General features: G+C 44.8%; 18 protein-coding genes, 1 other RNA gene and 1 pseudogene. 10 read left to right on the forward strand and 10 right to left on the reverse strand.

What is annotated here, in order from left to right; all coding sequences use genetic code 11:
- Nucleotides 1–340: 340 nt before the first annotated feature.
- The 3 genes from fis to prmA form a co-directional block, all read right to left on the reverse strand.
- Nucleotides 341–646 (reverse strand): DNA-binding transcriptional regulator Fis, encoded by a 306-nt coding sequence (gene fis / locus L2717_RS09050; protein WP_006083371.1) that lies wholly within the window; start codon nucleotides 644–646, stop codon nucleotides 341–343.
- Between the two features lie 16 nt (nucleotides 647–662).
- Nucleotides 663–1,631 (reverse strand): tRNA dihydrouridine synthase DusB, encoded by a 969-nt coding sequence (gene dusB / locus L2717_RS09055; RefSeq protein WP_076498907.1) that lies wholly within the window; start codon nucleotides 1,629–1,631, stop codon nucleotides 663–665.
- Nucleotides 1,632–1,804: 173 nt separating this feature from the next.
- The gene (gene prmA, locus L2717_RS09060) at nucleotides 1,805–2,686 is read right to left on the reverse strand and encodes a 50S ribosomal protein L11 methyltransferase (RefSeq protein ID WP_115406812.1); all 882 of its coding nucleotides are present in this window, start codon (nucleotides 2,684–2,686) and stop codon (nucleotides 1,805–1,807) included.
- Between the two features lie 238 nt (nucleotides 2,687–2,924).
- Here prmA and ggt point away from each other — a divergent pair, with 238 nt between their 5' ends.
- Both ggt and L2717_RS09070 read left to right on the forward strand, forming a co-directional pair.
- Nucleotides 2,925–4,637: a gamma-glutamyltransferase gene (ggt, locus tag L2717_RS09065; protein ID WP_220773809.1), complete on the forward strand. Its 1,713-nt coding sequence runs from the start codon at nucleotides 2,925–2,927 to the stop codon at nucleotides 4,635–4,637.
- Between the two features lie 228 nt (nucleotides 4,638–4,865).
- On the forward strand, nucleotides 4,866–5,801 hold the full coding sequence (locus L2717_RS09070) for a Dyp-type peroxidase (RefSeq protein ID WP_107884190.1): 936 nt from the start codon (nucleotides 4,866–4,868) through the stop codon (nucleotides 5,799–5,801).
- Nucleotides 5,802–5,891: 90 nt separating this feature from the next.
- On the opposite strand, the gene argR is transcribed toward L2717_RS09070, so the two are convergent.
- The gene (argR, locus tag L2717_RS09075) at nucleotides 5,892–6,362 is read right to left on the reverse strand and encodes a transcriptional regulator ArgR (RefSeq protein WP_076498902.1); all 471 of its coding nucleotides are present in this window, start codon (nucleotides 6,360–6,362) and stop codon (nucleotides 5,892–5,894) included.
- 294 nt (nucleotides 6,363–6,656) lie between these two features.
- Here argR and mdh point away from each other — a divergent pair, with 294 nt between their 5' ends.
- Nucleotides 6,657–7,592 carry a malate dehydrogenase gene (gene mdh, locus L2717_RS09080; RefSeq protein ID WP_076498899.1) on the forward strand — a complete coding sequence of 312 codons (936 nt, stop codon included), beginning with the start codon at nucleotides 6,657–6,659 and terminating at the stop codon, nucleotides 7,590–7,592.
- Nucleotides 7,593–7,687: 95 nt separating this feature from the next.
- On the opposite strand, the gene L2717_RS09085 is transcribed toward mdh, so the two are convergent.
- Entirely contained in the window at nucleotides 7,688–8,086 is a 399-nt protein-coding gene (locus L2717_RS09085; RefSeq protein WP_076498897.1) for a thiol-disulfide oxidoreductase DCC family protein, read from the reverse strand.
- Between the two features lie 272 nt (nucleotides 8,087–8,358).
- On the opposite strand from L2717_RS09085, the gene folM reads away from it, so the two are divergent.
- Complete coding sequence (folM, locus tag L2717_RS09090; RefSeq protein ID WP_220773810.1) at nucleotides 8,359–9,105, forward strand: dihydromonapterin reductase; 747 nt, start codon at nucleotides 8,359–8,361, stop codon at nucleotides 9,103–9,105.
- A gap of 25 nt (nucleotides 9,106–9,130) precedes the next feature.
- Here the strand turns inward: folM and L2717_RS09095 are convergent, their stop codons facing one another.
- From L2717_RS09095 to L2717_RS09105, 3 genes are all read right to left on the reverse strand, one after another.
- The gene (locus L2717_RS09095; protein WP_220773811.1) at nucleotides 9,131–9,793 is read right to left on the reverse strand and encodes a 5-formyltetrahydrofolate cyclo-ligase; all 663 of its coding nucleotides are present in this window, start codon (nucleotides 9,791–9,793) and stop codon (nucleotides 9,131–9,133) included.
- Nucleotides 9,794–9,801: 8 nt separating this feature from the next.
- A non-coding RNA gene (gene ssrS / locus L2717_RS09100) (6S RNA) lies at nucleotides 9,802–9,983 on the reverse strand.
- A gap of 128 nt (nucleotides 9,984–10,111) precedes the next feature.
- The gene (locus tag L2717_RS09105; RefSeq protein WP_076498889.1) at nucleotides 10,112–10,414 is read right to left on the reverse strand and encodes a cell division protein ZapA; all 303 of its coding nucleotides are present in this window, start codon (nucleotides 10,412–10,414) and stop codon (nucleotides 10,112–10,114) included.
- A gap of 234 nt (nucleotides 10,415–10,648) precedes the next feature.
- Between L2717_RS09105 and L2717_RS09110 the strand changes: the two genes are divergently transcribed.
- The 6 genes from L2717_RS09110 to gcvP all read left to right on the forward strand — a co-directional run bounded on the left by L2717_RS09110 (nucleotide 10,649) and on the right by gcvP (nucleotide 18,760).
- A complete protein-coding gene (locus L2717_RS09110; RefSeq protein WP_076499054.1) occupies nucleotides 10,649–11,224 on the forward strand; it encodes a UPF0149 family protein in 576 nt (191 codons plus the stop codon).
- 179 nt (nucleotides 11,225–11,403) lie between these two features.
- Nucleotides 11,404–12,663 carry a 2-octaprenyl-6-methoxyphenyl hydroxylase gene (ubiH, locus tag L2717_RS09115; RefSeq protein WP_220773812.1) on the forward strand — a complete coding sequence of 420 codons (1,260 nt, stop codon included), beginning with the start codon at nucleotides 11,404–11,406 and terminating at the stop codon, nucleotides 12,661–12,663.
- 99 nt (nucleotides 12,664–12,762) lie between these two features.
- A complete protein-coding gene (locus tag L2717_RS09120; protein WP_220773813.1) occupies nucleotides 12,763–13,986 on the forward strand; it encodes an FAD-dependent oxidoreductase in 1,224 nt (407 codons plus the stop codon).
- Nucleotides 13,987–14,239: 253 nt separating this feature from the next.
- Nucleotides 14,240–15,334, forward strand: a complete 1,095-nt coding sequence (gene gcvT / locus L2717_RS09125) for a glycine cleavage system aminomethyltransferase GcvT (RefSeq protein ID WP_220773814.1) — start codon at nucleotides 14,240–14,242, stop codon at nucleotides 15,332–15,334.
- Between the two features lie 25 nt (nucleotides 15,335–15,359).
- Complete coding sequence (gene gcvH / locus L2717_RS09130) at nucleotides 15,360–15,749, forward strand: glycine cleavage system protein GcvH (RefSeq protein WP_076498877.1); 390 nt, start codon at nucleotides 15,360–15,362, stop codon at nucleotides 15,747–15,749.
- Nucleotides 15,750–15,871: 122 nt separating this feature from the next.
- Nucleotides 15,872–18,760: an aminomethyl-transferring glycine dehydrogenase gene (gene gcvP / locus L2717_RS09135; RefSeq protein WP_220773815.1), complete on the forward strand. Its 2,889-nt coding sequence runs from the start codon at nucleotides 15,872–15,874 to the stop codon at nucleotides 18,758–18,760.
- A gap of 460 nt (nucleotides 18,761–19,220) precedes the next feature.
- Here the strand turns inward: gcvP and L2717_RS09140 are convergent, their stop codons facing one another.
- On the reverse strand, nucleotides 19,221–21,146 hold the full coding sequence (locus L2717_RS09140) for an NACHT domain-containing protein (protein WP_248938034.1): 1,926 nt from the start codon (nucleotides 21,144–21,146) through the stop codon (nucleotides 19,221–19,223).
- A 95-nt stretch (nucleotides 21,147–21,241) separates the two neighbouring features.
- A pseudogene (locus L2717_RS09145) lies at nucleotides 21,242–21,631 on the reverse strand (nuclease-related domain-containing protein); the annotation flags it as partial.
- Nucleotides 21,632–21,651: the final 20 nt, after the last annotated feature.

Below are 21,651 nucleotides of genomic sequence, written 5' to 3' on the forward strand. Positions count from 1 at the left end.
TTATCTCTAAAAGTGTTAATTAGGTCGCAATTTGATATTTAGCCACCATTAGTTAGGTGTTGTAGCAATCGTAAGGTAATCGCTATTTGTAGATGAGTTGATGGGCCTCTTTTAAGCGGCACGGTAAAGTGGTATTTAACAGCGATATTTTGATGGCGTAGATAACAGCTTAATCTAGTGAGTGTTATTGGTGGTATAGCTGATGGCGTAATTGAGTATGGCATTGCTGATGTAGATGACGGTGTAAATAGTTGTGTAACTATGCGCGTATTCAATCGTAAAAAAGCCTGAATAACTTCAGGCTTTTTCTTTTTAAATACAACAGCTTAATCCTTACGGATTAATTCATGCCGTATTTCTTTAATTTTTTACGCAGAGTACCACGGTTGATACCTAGCATGTTTGCTGCGCGGGTTTGGTTGCCACGAGTGTGTTGCATGATGATGTCGAGCAGAGGTGCTTCCACTTCGCTTAATACCATTTCATAAACTTCTTGTGCTTCCTGACCGTCCAACTGTGCGAAGAAGTTAGTTACGGCACGTTTGACCGCATCACGTAATAACTGGGGCTTGATAGTGCCGTTTGCGGTTTCAATTTTGCCAACGGTAAGCTGGTGAACTTCTGTGTTAGTTGTCTGATCAAACATTCTATTCTGCTCTTTATTAATTCTGTACTAATTCATCAAAATAACATTCCACGAGGGAATACTGTTCTGCAGTGGTTTCCAGCCGATTAAAGTCAGCCCTAAATTGGCGCTGAGCTTCTTGGTCTAGGTACCATCCCATATGTTTTCTGGCAAAGCGGATACCCTTATATTCACCATACAAATCATACAGTTTGGTGAGGTGTTCCAGCATCACTTGACGCTGTTCGGCAACCTCAATGGGCGCTAGCTTATTACCCGTTTCCAAGTAGTGCTGGATTTCTCTGAAAATCCAAGGCCGTCCTTGAGCACCCCGTCCTATCATCAAGGCATCGGCACCGGTGTATTCCAGCACAAAGCGGGCTTTCTCCGGACTGTCGATATCCCCATTGGCGACGACAGGAATCGAGACATTCTGTTTGATTGCTTTAATGGTGTCGTACTCGGCATTGCCTCTGTACATACATTGCCTCGTGCGGCCGTGAACGGCGAGCGAAGCGATGCCACAATTCTCTGCAATCTGGGCGATTTGAACACCATTCTTGTGTTCTGGCTCCCAACCGGTGCGAATCTTTAACGTGACAGGCACATTCACTGCGGCGACCACGGCTTGTAAAATTTCTTTTACCAGCGGCGGGTTTTGCATCAGCGCTGAGCCAGCCAGCTTTTTATTCACTTTTTTTGCGGGACAACCCATGTTGATATCAATGATGTGAGCGCCTTGTTCAACATTGAACAACGCGGCTTGCGCCATTAAATCAGGATCGGCTCCGGCTATTTGCACTGAGCGAATACCTTCTTCACCAGAATGCGTCATGCGCTGGCGGCTTTTATCTGTATCCCAAACCTCAGGATTAGATGAAAGCATCTCGGAAACCGCTAAGGCAGCGCCATAACGAAGACAAAGATTACGGAAGGCTTGGTCGGTGACACCTGCCATTGGTGCCACGATCAGCTGATTTTTCAGTTGATAGGGTCCAATTTGCATTTTATGTTTCACCTTGCTCTTCAAAGGGGCGCTATAGTAGCCCTTTTTGTTGGCGATGCAAAGGTCAATAAATGACCTAGAGGCAATTTTATTTCTTGACATTTAATCGTCAAGAAGTCAGAGGCTATATTGTGAGAAGTCAACGGTGGCGCACGTTGCGCCACCCTTTAGCGCTATTTGCGTGTGCCTGTCAAGCGACTCCAATCTTCTTTGTGAGCCGCTTCGTCCATATCGAACCATTGGCTATAAAATTCAGAGACTTCTTGGGCTTGTTCTTTTAGTAGACCAGAAAGGGCCAATTTACCGCCACTTTTAACGCGTTCGGCGATTAAAGGCGCCAATTCGCGCAGTGGGCCTGCCAGTATGTTAGCCACCAGTACATCGGCCTTAAGATCAGCGGGCTGATCTTCTGGTAAGTAGAGTGCCAACTTGTCGGCGACATCATTACGCTCAGCATTAGCACGTGAGGCGTCAATGGCTTGATAATCGATATCAATACCGGTAACTTTTTTCGCGCCTAGCTTCAGCGCAGCTACAGCTAAAATGCCAGAGCCGCAGCCAAAATCGATGACTTCTTCATCACGTAAATCTAAGCTGTCTAACCACTCTAAGCACAGCGCTGTGGTGGGGTGTGTGCCCGTGCCGAAAGCAAGACCGGGATCGAGGATCACATTCACTGCGGTTGGATCTGGGATTTCGCGCCAGCTTGGGCAGATCCATAAACGTGTGCCAAAGAGGATAGGATGAAAGTTATCCATCCATTCGCGCACCCAGTCTTTATCTTCGATTTGTTCTACCTTGTGGCTGAAGTTTTCACCGAGAAATGGCAAGGTTTTCAGCATCGCGATGGTTGGCGTTAGATCGGTTTCGGCATCAAATAACGCCACGACAACGGTATCACGCCATAGCGGGGTTTCACCCAGTTTAGGTTCAAAAATAGGTGTATCTTTACCATCCTCGAAGGTTATCGAGACTGAGCCGGCTTCCATAAGTAAATCACTAATGGTTTCAGCATCATCGCTATTGGTATTTACACGGAGTTGGATCCAAGGCATGGGGCATCCTGTGGCTAAGGGTTCAAAATATCGCGCTATTGTATACGTAAACTTGCTTAAAATGCAGAGCCCAGCAGTAATTTAACCTATGTTAGGCAAGGCTATAGAGCACTCCAGCATCGGATACGTGAGCGAGAGTAAGACATTTTTACTTACGTTTAACTTGAGTTTAAGTGCTATTGCTTGGTGATATCTTTGCTCAGCCTTGTTACGTTAACTCTCTTATTTAGGAGGTGTTATGTTAAAAATAATAAATTCAATTTATACCCTCGTTATTGTTGCAACCGCGGTATCGTCTGCAGGAGTTATGGCCATGGATAGAATTACGGGTAAAGCCTTTGCAACCCGCTCAGAAGTGTATGCAACACATGGAATGGCGGCGACGAGCCAGCCATTAGCAACTCAAGTCGCGATTGATATACTCAAGCAAGGTGGCAGTGCGGTAGATGCCGCGATTGCCGCTAATGCCATGTTAGGCTTGGTTGAGCCCACAGGCTCGGGTGTAGGTGGTGATTTATTTGCCATCGTTTGGAGCGCGAAAGATAAGCGTCTTTATGGTCTTAATGCTTCAGGCCGTAGTCCAAAGTCATTGAGCTTAGAAAAGCTTAAATCCCTTGGGCTAGACTATTTACCGCCACTTGGCCCTTTGCCTGTGTCGGTTCCCGGCGCGGTTGATGGTTGGTATGAGTTGCATAATAAGTTTGGCAAATTACCGATGGCGGATAATCTTGCCCCCGCGATTGGTTACGCCCGCAATGGTTTTCCGGTCTCTGAGCTGATTGCTTATTATCTTGATAGCAGTGCTAAAAAACTGGCTAAATTCCCAGGGTTTAAAGAAACCTATATGCCAACGGGTAAGATACCTGCGGTAGGTGAAATCTTTAAAAACCCCGCCCTAGCAAACACCTATGAGAAAATTGCTAAGGGTGGGCGTGATGCATTTTATAAAGGTGATATCGCTAAAAGTATTGATAAATATATGGCGTCCCAAGGGGGCTATTTAAGCTATGAAGATTTAGCCAGTCATACCAGCGAATGGGTTGAGCCTGTTTCGGTCAATTATCGTGGTTATGATGTGTGGGAATTACCGCCCAATGGACAAGGCATTGCCGCACTGCAAATTTTAAAAACCATGGAACCCTTTGATGTCGCTGCTATGGGCTTTAACAGCCCTGAATATGTGCATTTATTTGTAGAGGCTAAAAAACTGGCTTTTGCCGACAGAGCTAAATTTTATGCCGATATGGCCTTTAATAACGTCCCTGTTACCGAGTTGATATCACAACACTACAACTATGAGCGCGCTAAATTAATTGACACGAATAAAGCCGCCAAAAGTGTTGATGCAGGTAATCCTGCCCTACAGCACGGGGATACGGTTTACCTCACAACGGCAGATAAAGACGGCAATATGGTGTCACTTATCCAGAGTAATTACCGTGGTATGGGCTCGGGAATGACGCCGGCCGATCTGGGTTTTGTGTTGCAGGATCGTGGGCAAATGTTTGATTTAACTGAGGGACGTTTCAATACCTATGCGCCAGGTAAGCGACCTTTTCAAACGATTATTCCCGCGTTTGTGACTAAAGCAGGTAAGCCTTGGCTTAGTTTTGGGGTCATGGGCGGTGCAACGCAGCCGCAAATGCATGCACAAATTTTAATGAATCTCATTGATTTTAAAATGAACCTACAAGAAGCGGGCGATGCGCCTCGGATTTTACATAGCGGTTCTACTGAGCCTACTGGCGAGGTGATGACCGATGGCGGTTATGTGAGCCTAGAGTCAGGCTTTCCCGTTGAAACGCGCCGTGAGCTCATTAAAAAAGGGCATATATTGCGTGATGCTTTAGGGGATTTTGGTGGTTATCAAGCGATTGGCTTTAATGCAGAAACTGGCGTTTACCGCGGTGCATCTGAGAGTCGTAAAGATGGTCATGCTGCAGGGTATTAGTTTAAATAAATATCATGGCGTTAGTGAGCTTTGCCTACTGTATTGGGGTAGACTCGCTAGCGAAATTTATGCGTTGCATCATTTTTCAATGAGCTTGAGCACAACAACGCTTCGTTATAGGCATTATCATTAATAAACTCGAGTAAAGTGTGCGTTAGTTAATGTCATTTTTAGGGAAAGTTGCGGATAATATTACCGAAAATGAATTTAGAACAGGGTCACAACCAAATGGATATTCAAAATATGCCGCGTGAACAGTTAGGTGTGTGTGCAGAGGGAAACTTACATAGTATCTACTTGATGTTTAATGCAAATGATAATGTGGAGTCGCAGTTACGTCCCTGCCTTGCCAACGTAGCGCAGTATATTTACGAACTGACAGATCAGTATTCTGACAGTGCATTCAATGGTTTTGTCGGTATCGGCGCTAATTACTGGGATAGCCTCTATACCGATGCCCGCCCTAAAATGTTAAGGCCTTTCCCTGCGATACAAGCTGGGAGTCTTGATGCACCTGCAATCGAATATGATTTGTATGTACATATTCGCTGTGACCGTTACGATATTCTGCATTTAGTCGCCAATGAAATTAGCCAAATGTTTGAAGATTTGGTGGAATTAGTGGACGAAGAACGCGGCTTTAGATTTATGGATAGTCGCGATCTGACAGGTTTTGTCGATGGTACTGAAAACCCAAAGGGACGCCATCGTCAAGAAGTCACACTGGTTGGTGATGAGGATGCTGGATTTAAGGGCGGCAGTTATGTTCACGTACAAAAATATGCCCATAACTTAAGTAAGTGGAACCGCTTACCGATTAAAAAACAAGAAGATATATTCGCGCGCACTAAACAAGATAATATCGAATATGAATCCAAGGATAAGCCACTCACCAGCCATATAAAACGGGTGAATCTTAAAGATGCTGACGGAAACTCAATGGAAATCCTACGTCAGAGCATGCCCTACGGATCGCTTAAAGAGCAGGGGTTGATGTTTATTGCTTGCTGTCGTACGCCCGAACATTTTGAAAAAATGCTACACAGTATGATATTTGGTGATGGCGAAGGTAATCATGATCATTTAATGCATTTTACTAAGGCATTAACGGGTTCATCTTTCTTCGTACCCGCTTTAGATTTTATGCTGCAGTTCGATGAGTAAATTGTTGTGACTGACCAAGTTGAGTTGTAGTTGAGTTGTAAGAGTTACATTTTGATAAAGCACTTAATGCCAAGGCATTAAGTGCTTTTTTTATTCGGCATAATTGAATAAAGATTTGATGGTTTCTAAGGTGTCGGCGATATCTTGGATGCTTGATGGGCAAATAAAAATCGTATCATCACCTGCAATCGTTCCCAAAATCCCTTCTGGCTTACCGATAGAATCCAATAAGCGGGCAATCAGTTGTGCTGCGCCAGGGCTGGTTCGCACCACGATCATGGCTTGGTTATGGTCAACATCCAGCACTAAGTTTTTTAATGGGCTGCCTGCGGTTGGCACGCCTAATTCGGCGGGTAAGCAATACACCATCTCTTGTTTAGCGTTGCGAGTCCGAACGGCGCCGAACTTGCTGAGCATGCGTGATACTTTTGATTGGTTAATATTACCAAAGCCTTCAGCTTGCAAGGCGATGACGATTTCACTTTGAGAGCCAAAGCGCTCTTCTTTTAAAATCGACTTAAAAACTCTAACAAGGTCATCCTGATTCTTGGTCGTCTGCATAATATTATTATTCTTTATTCAAAAAAACAGGCCCATTTTGAATATTTTTAAACAAATTGTCAACATACAATCAAATTGGCTGAATAAACATTCACTAAGCAGTAGACTCAGTGTCATTATCATCGGCTTAAAATGTGCAATCGAGTCATTGTTCTTTTGTGAGCTATCAGTTATTTCGAAATTCTTTTGTTCCACGACTAAGGGATAATTGAAATTGTTGCGACATTCCAGTAATGTGACGCACACGCAAATTAGATCCATGTCACACATATCCGAGAAATAACGGAGTTCATTATGAAAGTTGCTGTACTTGGTGCTGCTGGCGGTATCGGCCAGGCTCTTGCCTTACTGTTAAAAACTCAACTGCCTGCGGGCTCAAAGCTGTCTCTATATGATATCGCACCGGTTACTCCGGGTGTTGCGGTTGACTTGAGCCACATCCCGACTGCTGTTGAAATCAAAGGTTTTGCCGGTGAAGATCCAACGCCTGCGCTGGTAGATGCAGACGTAGTGCTGATTTCTGCTGGTGTTGCGCGTAAACCAGGCATGGATCGTTCTGATCTGTTTAACATCAACGCTGGTATCGTGCGTAACCTGATGGAAAAAGTGGCTGCGACTTGTCCTACTGCTTTAGTCGGTATTATCACCAACCCAGTTAACACCACTGTGGCTATTGCAGCCGAAGTGATGAAAAAAGCCGGTGTTTACGATAAAAACCGTCTATTTGGTATTACTACGCTGGACGTGATCCGCTCTGAAACCTTTATTGCTGAATTAAAAGGCTTAAACGTTGCTGATGTTAAAGTGAATGTGATCGGCGGCCATAGCGGCGTGACCATTTTGCCATTACTTTCTCAAGTTGAAGGCGTGACGTTCACTGATGAAGAAGTGGCAACCATGACAACTCGCATTCAAAACGCGGGTACAGAAGTGGTTGAAGCTAAAGCCGGTGGCGGCAGCGCGACATTGTCTATGGGTCAAGCGGCTTGCCGTTTCGGTCTGTCTTTGGTTCGTGGTCTGCAAGGCGAAGCTAACGTCGTTGAATGTGCTTACGTTGACGGTGGTAGTGAACACGCCCAGTTCTTCGCACAACCTGTATTGTTAGGCAAAAACGGTATTGAAAAAGTACTGCCTTACGGTGAAGTGAGTGCATTTGAAGCTAACGCCCGTGATTCTATGTTAGATACGCTGAAAGGCGATATCAAACTAGGCGTTGATTTCGTTAAATAATTATTCGAATAATCTTTTTAGATTATAACGAGTTAAAAACGGAGCCCTTGAGCTCCGTTTTTTTATGTCTGCGTTTTATGCTTTCTAAACCTAAATCAGCGGCGCTTAGTGGGCAATTGGCAATTATCGTCGCAGCGGGCTTTACCTGTCAGTAAATAAGAAATGCGATAGCGATTTTTCGCAAAGCGTAAGTAAAGCCAATCGGCAACAGGTTTAATAATAGGTAAGCGTAATAATTGTATCCAAGAACGGGTTCCCGTAAGTGCCCACGCTTTGCAGGTGACATCTAAGCCGAGTAATATTTCGCCGGTTGCGGTTTCGCCATGCAGAATAGTATTAGCGTAGTTTTTATCGATATAACTGAAACGCTGGCTAAAGTCTGGCGCATTTAAATTTTCTAGCGCAATTAAGTTATCGGGATCGCGCGCTTTCAGTTGACGCATTTCGGCGCTACATAATGGGCAGTTTCCATCATAAAAAATTCGCAGTTCCATCGTGGATACCTCAGATGATTTTATCTTAATGCGTGAGCTTAGCTTTAGCTTATCTTATACGCAGCAGCAATGATTTTAGATCGCAGTTGATGCGAGATTGGATCTAATTTTAGACGTGATCAGCATTATTAATTAGCCTTCCAGTTAGATTAAATCTAAAAAAATGCGCTAGGATTTTGGATGTTGATTCGTTTTGCTTGAGTCTTAGGTGTATTTACCATTCAATAAATCATAAACCGAGCCATAATCGCTTTAAAAATAACAGGATTAGTATGACATCTCCCATCATCATCACTGGCGTAGGTAAGCGTATTGGTTACGCCTTAGCCAAACATTTTCTCGCCCAAGGCCTGAGTGTGATTGGTACCTATCGTAGCCACTATCCGAGTATTGATGAGCTAAAGACTTTAGGCGCGACTTTGTATCCCTGTGATTTTTACGATGATATCCAAGTGCAATCCTTAATCGATGAGCTCGCTAAGCTGACTCAAATTCGCGCTATTATTCACAATGCGTCCGATTGGCTGCCTGATCCTGTGCTTACCAAGAATGCGCCTTCAAAAAGCGCCACTTTTGCGCCGAGCGAAGTGTTGCAGCGGATGATGCAAGTGCATGTGAGCGTGCCCTATCAATTAAACTTGGCCTTAGAAGCGCAGCTACGCGCTGGAGCGGATGGTAATATTGGTGCGAGTGATATTATCCATATTACCGATTATGTGGCTGAAAAGGGCAGTCAGAAGCATATTGCCTACGCTGCTAGTAAAGCTGCGCTGCACAATATGACATTATCCTTTGCTGCTAAACTTGCCCCTGAGGTGAAAGTCAATTCCATCGCCCCAGCGATGATTTTATTTAATGCAGAAGATGATATTGCCTATCAACAAAAAACCTTAGCTAAAGCGTTACTACCAAAAGAGGCGGGCAATGAGGAAATTATCGATTTAGTGCAATATTTACTGAATAGTCGCTACGTTACGGGTCGTTGCCATAATGTCGATGGCGGTCGCCAGTTAAAGTAGTGCTTTGATGATTAAATCAAATCGTTTAGAACGTCAGCACGCGGCTTGGGGTGATGATCATCGGTAAAGGCACATCCCAATGCTCACAGGGTAAGCTCGGCACTTGTTGGCAGTCATGGGCGTAACCCATAGGTAAAGGTTTGCCCTGAAGCTGCCAGTTCGCCAGAGTCCTATCGTAATAGCCGCCGCCCATCCCCATGCGATTACCCACAGCATCAAAAGCGACCAAGGGAGTGATGACAATATCTAACTCAGTCACGGGGATGATGGCGCGCACAGCTAATTTAGGTTCTAAGATGCCAAATTGATTGGGCTGCATCGGCGTGTCAGCGGTGTAACGCAAAAAAAGTAGTTGTCCGGCATTGAAGGGGTGCAATCTGGGTAAGTAGGTATTAATGCCTAATTGCCACAGTGCATTAATAAGCGGCGCGGTCGCAAGTTCACCATCATGGGTTAAGTACAATGCTACATGCTGTGCTTTTTGAGCTTGTAGCTCATCAATCATTTTGTGGCAGGCATTAAGGCTTGCCAAGGTTTGCTCAGCTGGTGTTAGCGATTTACGTGCACAGCGGATGGTTTTACGTAATTGCTGGCGACTTTCTTTTGCGTTGATATCGATGCGCACCGCAGCTTGCGGTGCTTTACTTTTAGCAGGAAGATTGTCGCTGAGTGTAGAAGATGTAGACATAAATTAAGATGCTCCCCAGAATGCCGCTACCCGGTGTAGCCCTTGAACCGTAGGTTCAAGGCGGGAAAATGATTACCTCCTAAGGCTTCTCGGTACGAGCCGAGCATGCACAATGTCAGTAAAGCATTCACCCTAAGATCAAAATTATCGGCACAGGGACATTACCAGTTGGCATGCATCCCAGGGAGCAAAACGGTACTGAATCGCTAAAAGTTGTCTTAGTATTTAAGCCAGTTTAGCCATTCTCTGTGTATCAAAAGAGTTAACTTAGCGGCGTTATCGCGCTAAACCCTCGTGCTTCACAGTTAAACTTTAATGCTATTTAGTTGAACGCTCAACTAAGGCATTTTCGAGGGTCGACTGCAGCAAGCTGATTCGGTCGTCCATCTGTTGCATGTAATGCTTGTTCTTTTGCTTTTCTTGGAACAACTCGTGTCCAATATTGAGCGCTGCCATAATTGCGATTTCTTCACGACTAAGGCTATTGGTTCGGCTTTTTAACGCAATAAGTTGTTGTTCAACACCTAGTGCCACCGTACGTAGGGCATCCTCTTGGCCTTTCGGGCAAGCGATAGAGTAGGTGCGCCCAAGTAGGGTAATTTCAACTGCACTATTACTCATATAACTGGGGATCCTTTCGTTAACCTCTGAAGCGGACTATATAGGGCTAAAATTAAAAGTGCAAGGTAAGCCGCCAATGGATTTGTCGGGATAGTTTTGTTTGCTGCTTGTGTGAGCAGTTGTTGAAATTATTAACTTAAGTCCTGTGGATTTGCGCATTATCGGGATTCAGTATTGGTTCAAGTCTTTATCTCTGCTAGCATTGCAGCTGAAAAAATCTTATTGGGATCTGATATGGCCACCCCTCCTTCGTTACGAATCGATAGCTTAAAAATTGCCTTAGATGCGGCCGAAATTGGTCAGCATCCGGTTGAAGTTCACGGCGCTTTAGTCGGTTTAATTTGCGGTGGTGTAGAGCAAACTGGCGACACTTGGATCAAGCCTTTATTTGATCTGATGAACGACGGCCAGCCGTTGCCAGCGCAGTTACATCAACTGGTGTGTGATTTGTTCCAAGATTCAGTAACGCGTTTAGCCGAGTTTGAATTTGGCTTTATGCCGCTGTTGCCAGAGGAAGAAGAACCGCTTAGCCAGCGTGTTGAGGCTTTATCTTTGTGGGCGCAAAGCTTTTTGACTGGTATGGCGATTATTCAGCCCAAACTTAATCAGGCTTCGACTGAGGTGCGTGAAGTCATTAAAGACTTAGCTGAAATTGCCCAAGTTGAATTTGATGTTGCCGACGATGAAGAGTCCGAGGCGGCATACACTGAACTGCTCGAGTTTGTGCGGATAGCTGCGATTATGTGTTACGCCGAATTTGGCCCCGAACTTCCCCATGGCGAAAGTGACGACATTGCAGCGGTGCACTAATCATCGCAATTATTAAGTTAATCTAATCGCTATTGTTTAAGTTTTTATAATGGTTATTTAATTTGATATAAAAGGCTTGCTCGTCTGGCCTTTTCGTCCATGACACCAGTATTGTTAATTGCATTGTCGCAACTGTTGATATAGCAGGTGCGCCATGCCATAGCTTGAATGAGATCCCCATGACGACCACGATGCACATGGATACTTCAGTTCAAAACGTCGACATCGCTATTGTTGGCGGCGCCATGGCGGGCGCGACCTTAGCGCTAGCGCTAGCGCGTTTATCATCGGCACAGTCCTTATCTGCACAGTCCTTCGCACATAAATTAGCTAGACCACTTTCCATTGCGTTAATTGAGGCGCATGTCCCTGATAAACAACATCCCGGGTTTGATGCGCGCTCTATCGCTATCGCCCACGGCTCTATTTTCGAATTATCTCGCTTAGGTTTATGGCCTAAGCTCGCCCATTTGGGCACGGCGATTGAAAATATCCATGTGTCGGATCGTGGCCATTTTGGTATGACAGAGCTCAATGCGGCGCAGTTTCATTTAGATGCGTTAGGCCAAGTGGTCGAGCTTGAACGTGTCGGCCAAGTGCTATTTAGCGAGTTAACTAAAAGCGATGTAAAACTGTTTTGCCCCGCCAAACTTGTGCAAATCGACGCCACTATCGATAGCCACACATTGCTACTCGATACCGGTGAGCGCATTCAAGCTAAGCTGGTGGTCGCCGCCGATGGTTTGCAATCTAAAGTTCGCAGCAGTTTTAATTTGCCCATTACCCAAGTGGCTTTTGCACAAACGGCGATTATCGCCAATATTCAAACCGACAAACCCCACCAACATTGGGCCTATGAGCGCTTTACCCAAACAGGCCCTTTAGCGCTGTTACCTATGGGCGACATTCAAGGCCAGCCGCGATTATCAATGGTGTGGGCGCTCGATGCCGAAGGTGCCAAGCAAATGCAAGCAGCGCCTAAAGCTGAGTTTTTAGCGGCGTTGCAGCAAGCTTTTGGTTATCGCGCAGGCAAATTTGTTGATGTGAGTACGCGCCATGCGTATCCGCTTGATTTATCGTATATGCCAAGGCCTATCCACCATAGATGTGTGTTTATCGGCAATGCGGCGCAGACGGTGCATCCTATTGCAGGACAAGGATTTAACTTAGGTCTTCGCGATGTGGTGAGTTTGCTTGAGGTGCTCAAAACAGCGCTAGAGCAGGGCGATGATATCGGCAGTGTTGCCGTAACCCATGCATATCTAAAAGCTCGTGAGCATGACAGAAACAGCACTATCCGTAATATTGAATTTTTAGTCCGTGGTTTTTCAAACCAGTATTGGCCCTTGGTGCTCGGTCGTAATTTAGGCTTGCGGTCATTATCTTGGTTTGTGCCACTTAAAACGCCTGTAGCCCAAAAAGCGATGGGCTGGAAATAACACTCGAATGCGTTGATATCGCTAACGTCTATCGCCCGTAAGGCAATGACGGCAAAGCAACGCTATTCACTGGTATCGCAACGCGAAAAGGATGTACCCATGTTAAGTTCGCAAACCTATGACATTGCTATTGTGGGCGGTGGCATGGTGGGACTCGCCACCGCGATTGGATTGGCACAGGCTAATCTTAATGTTGTTGTTATTGATGCCGGGCAGACAGAAGCCGTCAGCGGCTCAGCGCGTTTACGCGTGAGTGCTATCAATAAGGCAAGCCAGCGTTTGTTAGAACATTTAGGTGCTTGGGCTTATGTAGAGACAGCCCGTGCTACGCCTTACCAAAAAATGGCCGTGTGGGATAAAGACGGCTTTGGCAAAATTGCCTTTGACGCCAACAGCATCAGCGAAGCAAGCCTTGGCACTATTATCGAAAACGATGCCATCAGCTACGCCCTCGCCAAACGTGCCAGTGAATTTGACAATATCACTCATATCGAAAACCAACGTATTGAACGCATTGCCTTTGGTGAGCGCGAAGCTTGGCTGACCCTCGCTAATGGCGCCGAGTCTGGAATAGAAAGTGTCAGTGCTGCGTTGGTCATCGCCGCCGATGGTGCCAACTCTTGGGTGCGTGAGCAATGTAAAATACCGCTGACCTTTTGGGATTACGGCCATCATGCGTTAGTCGCCACTATTCGTACTGAATTACCGCACCTTGCTACCGCTCGCCAAGTATTTTTACAGGACGGGCCGTTAGCATTTTTACCCTTATATAAAGACAATCTGTGCTCTATTGTGTGGTCTGTGCCGCCCGAGCGCGCCAACGAATTATTAGCCATGGATAACGTTCAATTTGAGCGCCACTTAACCGCCGCCTTTGATGGCCGTTTAGGTTTATGTCAGCTTGAAAGCGAGCGCCAAGCTTTTCCACTGCGAATGCGTTATGCCCGCCATTTTGCCCGCCATCGCTTAGTGTTAGCCGGTGATGCGGCTCACACCATTCATCCACTGGCTGGCCAAGGGATTAACCTCGGCTTTTTAGATGCGGCCAGCATTATCGAAGTGGTCAGTGAATTACAGCAAGCGGGTAAAGATATCGGTGATTATGCCAATTTGCGCGCCCTTGAGCGTTGGCGCAAAGCCGATGCCATGGAAATGATTGCCGCAATGGAAGGCTTTAAACGACTTTTTGAAGGCAGCAACCCGCTTAAAAAAGCGATCCGCGATTTGGGGTTAAATCTGGTTGATAATGTCGCTGGGCTGAAAACAGTGTTCATACAACAGGCCATGGGCAATAAGGCGGCGCTGCCTAAGTTATGTCGTTAGCCGCGGTTGCGCTAATGTGATCAGAATTGCTGCTAATATCAGCGATTTGTTTGCAAGCTGCGCAAATCTGCCGTTCGCATGTAAAAAAATTACAGGTTTAAGATAAGAAAATCTAATGGCAGTGACTTCGGATTAGAAAAATATCCTGTATACAAATTTGTGACGCAAGGTATAATTTCGCCGCATTTTAGACCCTAGTATCTACACCCTACACTAGGCAGAGACCTGAAAAAGGCCGCAAAAAGGGATAACAATGGCTAACAAAACTATTCTGTTTAACAAGCACATAGAATCAAACGCTAAGATGGTTGATTTCCACGGTTGGGACATGCCGCTCAACTATGGCTCACAAATCGAAGAACATCACGCCGTGCGTCAAGACGCGGGCATGTTCGACGTTTCCCACATGACAGTGGTTGATGTGATGGGCAATGATGCTGGTGCATTTTTGCGTAAGTTGCTCGCAAACGATGTGGCTAAGCTTAAAGTTCCAGGTAAAGCCTTATACGCCGGCATGTTAGATGAAAATGCGGGCATTATAGATGACCTCATCACCTATTATCTTACCGATACGCATTACCGCGTAGTCGTTAACTCAGGCACCCGTGAAAAAGATCTCGCTTGGATTGCTAAACAAGCCCAAGGTTTTGATGTCACTGTGACTGAACGTCCTGAATTATCAATGATCGCCGTACAAGGCCCTAACGCTAAAGCGAAAGCCGCTGCCGTGTTTAGCACCGAGCAAAACGCCGCTATCGAAGGCATGAAACCTTTCTTCGGTAAGCAAGCGGGCTCGCTGTTTATTGCCACTACGGGTTATACCGGCGAAGCGGGTTACGAAATTATTGTCCCAGAAGATGAAGCTGAGGCCTTGTGGCAAGCACTGTTAGAGCAAGGGGTTAAACCTTGTGGTCTGGGTGCGCGTGACACTCTGCGTCTTGAAGCCGGTATGAATCTTTACGGCTTAGATATGGACGAAACCATCAACCCATTGGCCGCCAACATGGGCTGGACCATTGCATGGGAACCTATCGAGCGTGACTTTATTGGCCGTAGCGCCCTAGAAGCACTACGCGCGGCGGGCACCGACAAATTAGTCGGTCTAGTGATGGAAGAAAAAGGCGTGCTACGCCATGATATGCCTGTATTTTTCACTGATACTGCCGGTATTGAGCACCAAGGCGTGATCACCAGCGGTACTTTCTCGCCAACCTTGGGCTATTCTATTGCGTTGGCGCGCGTCCCTAATGCAATTGGGGATACGGCAGAAGTTGAAATGCGTAAAAAGCGTGTGGCTGTTAAAGTAGTCGCGCCAAGCTTTGTGCGTAACGGTAAACCAGCATTTTAAAAAAACGGAACAAGGAACAATAACAATGAGCAATATTCCGACAGAACTGAAATACGCCTCTTCACACGAATGGATCCGTAAAGAAGCCGATGGTAGCTACACAGTAGGTATTTCTGATCATGCCCAAGAGCTGTTAGGCGACATGGTTTTCGTAGAGCTTCCAGAAGTTGGCGATACTGTTACCGCAGGTGAAGACTGCGCGGTAGCGGAATCAGTCAAAGCGGCATCTGACATTTATGCGCCTATTTCTGGCGAAGTGATTGCTGTAAACGTTGCCCTAGAGGATTCTCCTGAGCTGGTTAACAGTGATGCTTACGGCGAAGGCTGGTTTTTCCGCGTGATGCCTTCTGACGAATCAGACATCGATGCGCTGCTAGATGCCGAAGGCTACCAAGCGGTAATCGACGAAGAGTAATCGTCGGTGTTAACAAAGCCCTGAGGGGCTTTGTTTGTTTTAGCACAAGATTGACATAACAACAGTCCGTTAATCAGTACCCTACAGTTCTGAGTTTCGGCAAATCTGGAACAAGGTTTATCATGACCAAGCAAACCCTCACTCAGTTAGAACAGCACGATTTATTCCTACGTCGTCACATCGGCCCTGATAGCCACCAACAACAAGCGATGCTTAATTTTGTTGGCGCTGAGTCTCTTGAAGACCTCACCGCGCAAATCGTGCCCGAATCGATTCGCTTAAGCCAAGATTTAAGCATTGGTGATTCTTGCGGTGAAGCCGAAGGTATCGCCTATATCCGTGGTCTAGCAGATAAAAACCAAGTCTTTAAAAGCTATATCGGCATGGGTTACTACGGCACCCAAGTGCCAAACGTGATCCTGCGTAACGTATTTGAAAACCCCGGTTGGTACACGGCTTATACGCCTTACCAGCCTGAAATCGCCCAAGGTCGTTTAGAAGCCATTCTTAACTTCCAACAAGTGTCGATGGACTTAACTGGCTTAGATTTAGCCTCCGCGTCTTTGTTAGATGAAGCGACCGCCGCAGCCGAAGCCATGGCGCTGGCAAAGCGGGTGTCGAAAGCGAAAAAATCGAATACCTTCTTTGTTGCCGATGATGTGTTCCCGCAAACCTTAGACGTAGTGAAAACCCGCGCTGAGTGTTTTGGTTTTGACGTCATCGTGGGCCCTGCACAGGATGCCGTGAACTACGAGCTGTTTGGTGCTTTGTTCCAATACACTAACCGCTTAGGCCAAATCACTGACTTCACCGAATTATTCGCAACTTTACGTACCAAGAACGTGATTGTGACTGTGGCCGCCGACATTATGTCGTTGGTATTACTGAAATCACCGGGCTCTATGGGCGCCGATGTAGTATTTGGTAGCGCGCAGCGTTTTGGCGTGCCAATGGGTTTTGGTGGTCCACACGCAGCTTTCTTTGTTGCCCGTGATGAGCACAAACGTTCAATGCCGGGTCGCATCATTGGTGTGTCAAAAGACGCCCGTGGTAACCGCGCCCTGCGTATGGCAATGCAAACTCGCGAGCAACATATTCGCCGCGAAAAAGCCAACTCAAATATTTGTACTGCACAAATTTTGTTAGCCAATATGGCGTCTTTCTACGCTGTATTCCACGGCCCAGATGGCCTAAAAACCATCGCGTCACGTATCAACCGCTTTGCCGACATTTTAGCGGCAGGTTTACAAGCTAAGGGCGTGAGTTTAGTCAACAGCACTTGGTTTGATACCATCAGCATCAAAGGCTTAGATGTTACTGCCGTGAACGCACGCGCACTGGCTGCTGAAATGAACCTACGTTTCGATGCCGATGGCATTGTGGGCGTGAGTGTTGACGAAACCACACTGCGCTCAGATATCGAAGCGCTGTTTGAGGTGATTTTAGGCGCTGACCATGGCTTAGATGTAGCCGCGTTAGACGCGCAAATTGTTAGCCAAGCTAGCCAGTCGATTCCTGCTGCATTAGTGCGCCAAGATGCGATTTTAAGTCACCCAACGTTTAATCGCTATCAAAGCGAAACCGAGATGATGCGTTATATCAAACGTCTCGAAAGCAAAGACTTAGCACTTAACTACTCGATGATTTCACTGGGCTCATGCACCATGAAGTTAAACGCAGCGGTTGAAATGATACCGGTGAGCTGGCCAGAATTTGCCAACATGCACCCATTCTGCCCGCTGGATCAAGCTAAAGGTTACACTCAGCTGATTGAAGAATTGTCGACTTGGTTAGTGAACATCACAGGTTACGACGCTGTGTGTATTCAACCTAACTCAGGCGCTCAAGGTGAATACGCTGGCTTATTAGCCATCAAAAAATACCATGAGTCACGTGGTAATGCGCACCGAAACATTTGTTTGATCCCACAATCTGCCCACGGCACTAACCCTGCATCAGCGCAACTTGCGGGTATGCAAGTGATTGTGACCGCGTGTGATAAGCAAGGTAACGTCGATTTAGACGATTTGAGGACTAAAGCCGCCGAAGTGGCTGAAAACCTGTCTTGCATCATGATCACTTACCCATCGACCCACGGTGTGTATGAAGAATCTATCCGCGAAATCTGCGACATAGTGCATCAACATGGCGGCCAAGTGTATTTAGACGGCGCCAACATGAACGCGCAGGTAGGCTTAACGACTCCAGGCTTTATCGGTGCTGACGTATCACACCTTAACCTGCATAAAACCTTCGCTATTCCACACGGCGGCGGTGGCCCAGGTATGGGCCCAATCGGTGTAAAAGCCCATTTAGCGCCATTCGTGGCGGGTCATGTGGTGGTTAAACCGGGTCAGATAAGCGATAACAACGGCGCTGTATCAGCCGCACCTTACGGTAGTGCTGGCATTCTGCCTATCAGCTGGATGTACATTAAGCTGTTAGGTACGCAGGGGCTTAAACAGTCAACGCAAACTGCACTACTAAATGCTAACTACATGATGAAAAAGCTGTCTGAACATTACCCAGTATTGTTCCGTGGCCGTAACGATCGCGTGGCGCACGAATGTATTATCGACCTGCGTCCACTGAAAGAAGCCTCAGGCGTAACCGAAATGGATATCGCTAAGCGTTTGAACGACTATGGTTTCCATGCGCCAACTATGAGTTTCCCTGTTGCGGGAACCCTGATGATAGAGCCGACGGAATCTGAGTCTAAGGTGGAGCTTGACCGCTTTATCGACGCTATGGTGTCAATCCGCGCTGAAATCGCCAAAGTGGAATCGGGCGAATGGCCAGTGGACAACAACCCGCTGCATAACGCACCGCACACTATGGCCGATATCATGGACCCAGAGTTTGATACGCGTCCATACAGCCGCGAAGTGGCCGTGTTCCCAAGTGCAGCAGTGCGCACTAACAAGTTCTGGCCAACCGTGAATCGTATTGATGACGTTTATGGTGATCGTAACTTGATGTGTTCATGTGCACCATTATCAGACTACGAGTAATAATTGCTGCTTAGGCTAGCTACTGCGGCGTTGAATCTCAGCTTTCGTGCTCATTGACAGGAGTCAACTCCGCGCGAAAGCTTTCAATCCGCCTTGCATTAGCTTCGCCAGCAACGCAATTATGGTGTAGTTAGCTTCAGCGAATTTGAAGCATTAAAAAGCGAACCCTTAGCGGTTCGCTTTTTTATTGCCTGAGTTTTAATTCTGCAGAATTGAGTGGTGCGAAATGGCTTTATCGTGGCTTCTGGCAAAGGTATTTCCCAATTGCCTGCCGCAGGCTTTTGCACTGTTACACCAGTGACTCGCCGTGGATACATCCTTGTAGGCTCTACTAAAACATCCATGTTTTAGAAGGTCACTGGTGCAACAATGCCTAATTTGGTGGAACTGTTGAGTAGAGAGATATGCCTGTCCTTTTTCGTTATCTAACATTGGAAATTGTGCCATCCATCTTAAATTGTTACAAATTTAGCATATCTAGTGAAGATTTATTTTCATGAGTAATTTTATGTTTATTGATATTGTCATTAATAATTTTTAGGGTGTCGTTTATTGATTTTGCATTGTTAATAAACTGACTCTTTAATTCGCTTGATATTTTTGAATTAATTAATTTTTCTACACTTACTAGGTATGTGCTAGTATTGCCACTTTCTTTCAATGTATGTTTGATGTGCGTTGATATTGTCTTTAATATATCAGTGTTGTTTCGGACTTCTTTTGAAATTAGATTAAATAAGTCTAATACTAAAGTTTTAATGTTGTCATTACTATAATTCATCTCGGTTGATTGCAATAGTATGTCTAATTTATGTCCGAGAAATATATCTTGTTCATTCCCAGTGTTAACGGATTTAAATGCTTTTATTTCAGTGTTCATGCCAAATGAATTTCTTACACACTCAAATGTATTGACTTTTAGTATTGTAGTGACGGCTAAGTCATTTATTTTATTGTTTTTGCTAAGTTCTAAAAAACTTTTAGATTGAAATAAGGTGTCATAAATATCTTTTGCAAAGTATAAGTAAAAATATTCACAATCAATTTTGTGCAAAATTTTTAGTACATTCTCATATGAGCCTTTGTAATTATCTATCGCATGCTTATAGAACTTTTTCTTTGCTTCGTCAGGTAGTTGAGATACATATTTCGCTGAGAAAAACTCAATAATTGACTTGTGTAGGTATGAGTAAGTTAACTCCTCATCCTTTATCAAGGATGTTTTATTTATGATATCGATATGTGTATCTTTAACATCTATTAGAAGTCTTTCAGATGCGGAGTTGAATGCGCTGGATAATTCTTCTCTTCTGAATGTAACATCATTCCTTAACTCGAGTAACCTAAATGAAGCGCTATGCATTATTAACTCAAGTGTTGCATTATCTAGGCCGGTCTTACTGTGCCTTTCATAATAAGTCTTTAATCTATCATGAGTAGATGCTAGTGCTTTAAATAACTCGTTATAGAAATCTGTTAAAGTCTTAGGGTCTACAGATAGAGAGTTGTATGTGCTACAGAATATATCTACTAGTATAGGTGTGATAAGTATTTCAGCAATATAAATTTTGTTTTCAATTACATTATTGAATATTTCTTTATCACAAGGCTGAATCTCCGGGTGGTTTTTTATTAGTCTTAAGATATCATCTCTATTTAGATCAAGAAGATCATAGTTACTAATTCCTGGTTCTCTAGTTATTTCTGTTCCTGGCCTCGAGGTGACTATGCAATCCAATCCAAATTTGTAATAGGCAGATGTTATAATGCTTAATGCTTTTTGTCCATGTGAGTCAGGTACTTCATCGAAACCATCAAATAATAGTCTTATACGCTTCATTGCAAGTAGGCAAGTACATTGATCCTTTGATAGGTCAAATCCTATTGATTGGAATTCATCAATGACAATATCCTCTATACTAGGTGTTTTTTCATAATTTATGTTTCTCAATGTTATTATTAATGGAAAAATACCATGTTTATGGTTAATAGTGTTGAGGAATATTTTTTTTAATAAGGTAGTTTTTCCTTGCCCAGCTTTACCTATTATGCATGTTATTTTTGGTAGCTGAAGAGTTATGTTGTCATCTATTTTAACCTCTGATTTATCAGTGCGCGACTTTATTTTTAATGGTTGATATATATCTGCAATATGAACGTCAACATATCTTGATAATAGCGTTCTAAATTTCATGTATCTATCGGTTATTTTTCCCAATATAATTTCCTCATGTTCATAAACAAGAGGGGCAAGTGTTGATAAAATATCTTGTGTATCTCTATGGTGATTTAGGTTGTTAAATAATCCTGCGAAACTTTCAATTATTTTTGATTGTATCTTTTTGGAACCTTCAGAAGCTAATATTAAGCTAACTACTTCATTCATGAGTTTTTCCTTAATTTTCTGGAACTAGTAGTTCTATTGTATTGTAATAATTCATGTAAAAAATATTTTTCAGTGTAAAAATGTTTCCATTATCTCTATTTATCTACCTCGCTTTTACTCAGGCATCTTTGGGCGACTTGGTAGATGATGGTGTCTACTTGTTGCTGGGTAAGTGCTTGGGTTCGCAGGGTTGGGATAGTGCCGACTAATTGTTTGTGGTTAACGATCGGGAACGGTGGTTTTGATTGACTCGTGACATACCAGCCTGGGAATACTAGGACTGGGGTTGAGGTGACTGGTGTTCCTGTGGCTTTGGTTAACCACTGGCTGACCCATTGGGCTTGGCGCTGCGCTTGTTCGATTGGTTTGGTTTCTGTCCACGAGGGGAAGTTTAATCGCCCGTCTTTGTAAAATACTTGGTAGCCTTTTTTACCAGAGCTTGGGCCAGTTCCATTGGTTTGGAGTAGGTCTTTGTTTCGTTTATGTGTAATGGTCTAATGAAACT

The sequence above is a fragment of the Shewanella glacialipiscicola genome (assembly GCF_023283485.1).
Taxonomy (GTDB): Bacteria; Pseudomonadota; Gammaproteobacteria; order Enterobacterales; family Shewanellaceae; genus Shewanella; species Shewanella glacialipiscicola.

Bases quoted from the DNA above. Each gene is read 5' to 3' on its own strand.
- fis (WP_006083371.1), bottom strand. From the start codon at position 646: ATGTTTGATCAGACAACTAACACAGAAGTTCACCAGCTTACCGTTGGC.
- dusB (WP_076498907.1), bottom strand. From the start codon at position 1,631: ATGCAAATTGGACCCTATCAACTGAAAAATCAGCTGATCGTGGCACCA.
- prmA (WP_115406812.1), bottom strand. From the start codon at position 2,686: ATGCCTTGGATCCAACTCCGTGTAAATACCAATAGCGATGATGCTGAA.
- ggt (WP_220773809.1), top strand. From the start codon at position 2,925: ATGTTAAAAATAATAAATTCAATTTATACCCTCGTTATTGTTGCAACC.
- L2717_RS09070 (WP_107884190.1), top strand. From the start codon at position 4,866: ATGGATATTCAAAATATGCCGCGTGAACAGTTAGGTGTGTGTGCAGAG.
- argR (WP_076498902.1), bottom strand. From the start codon at position 6,362: ATGCAGACGACCAAGAATCAGGATGACCTTGTTAGAGTTTTTAAGTCG.
- mdh (WP_076498899.1), top strand. From the start codon at position 6,657: ATGAAAGTTGCTGTACTTGGTGCTGCTGGCGGTATCGGCCAGGCTCTT.
- L2717_RS09085 (WP_076498897.1), bottom strand. From the start codon at position 8,086: ATGGAACTGCGAATTTTTTATGATGGAAACTGCCCATTATGTAGCGCC.
- folM (WP_220773810.1), top strand. From the start codon at position 8,359: ATGACATCTCCCATCATCATCACTGGCGTAGGTAAGCGTATTGGTTAC.
- L2717_RS09095 (WP_220773811.1), bottom strand. From the start codon at position 9,793: ATGTCTACATCTTCTACACTCAGCGACAATCTTCCTGCTAAAAGTAAA.
- L2717_RS09105 (WP_076498889.1), bottom strand. From the start codon at position 10,414: ATGAGTAATAGTGCAGTTGAAATTACCCTACTTGGGCGCACCTACTCT.
- L2717_RS09110 (WP_076499054.1), top strand. From the start codon at position 10,649: ATGGCCACCCCTCCTTCGTTACGAATCGATAGCTTAAAAATTGCCTTA.
- ubiH (WP_220773812.1), top strand. From the start codon at position 11,404: ATGACGACCACGATGCACATGGATACTTCAGTTCAAAACGTCGACATC.
- L2717_RS09120 (WP_220773813.1), top strand. From the start codon at position 12,763: ATGTTAAGTTCGCAAACCTATGACATTGCTATTGTGGGCGGTGGCATG.
- gcvT (WP_220773814.1), top strand. From the start codon at position 14,240: ATGGCTAACAAAACTATTCTGTTTAACAAGCACATAGAATCAAACGCT.
- gcvH (WP_076498877.1), top strand. From the start codon at position 15,360: ATGAGCAATATTCCGACAGAACTGAAATACGCCTCTTCACACGAATGG.
- gcvP (WP_220773815.1), top strand. From the start codon at position 15,872: ATGACCAAGCAAACCCTCACTCAGTTAGAACAGCACGATTTATTCCTA.
- L2717_RS09140 (WP_248938034.1), bottom strand. From the start codon at position 21,146: ATGAATGAAGTAGTTAGCTTAATATTAGCTTCTGAAGGTTCCAAAAAG.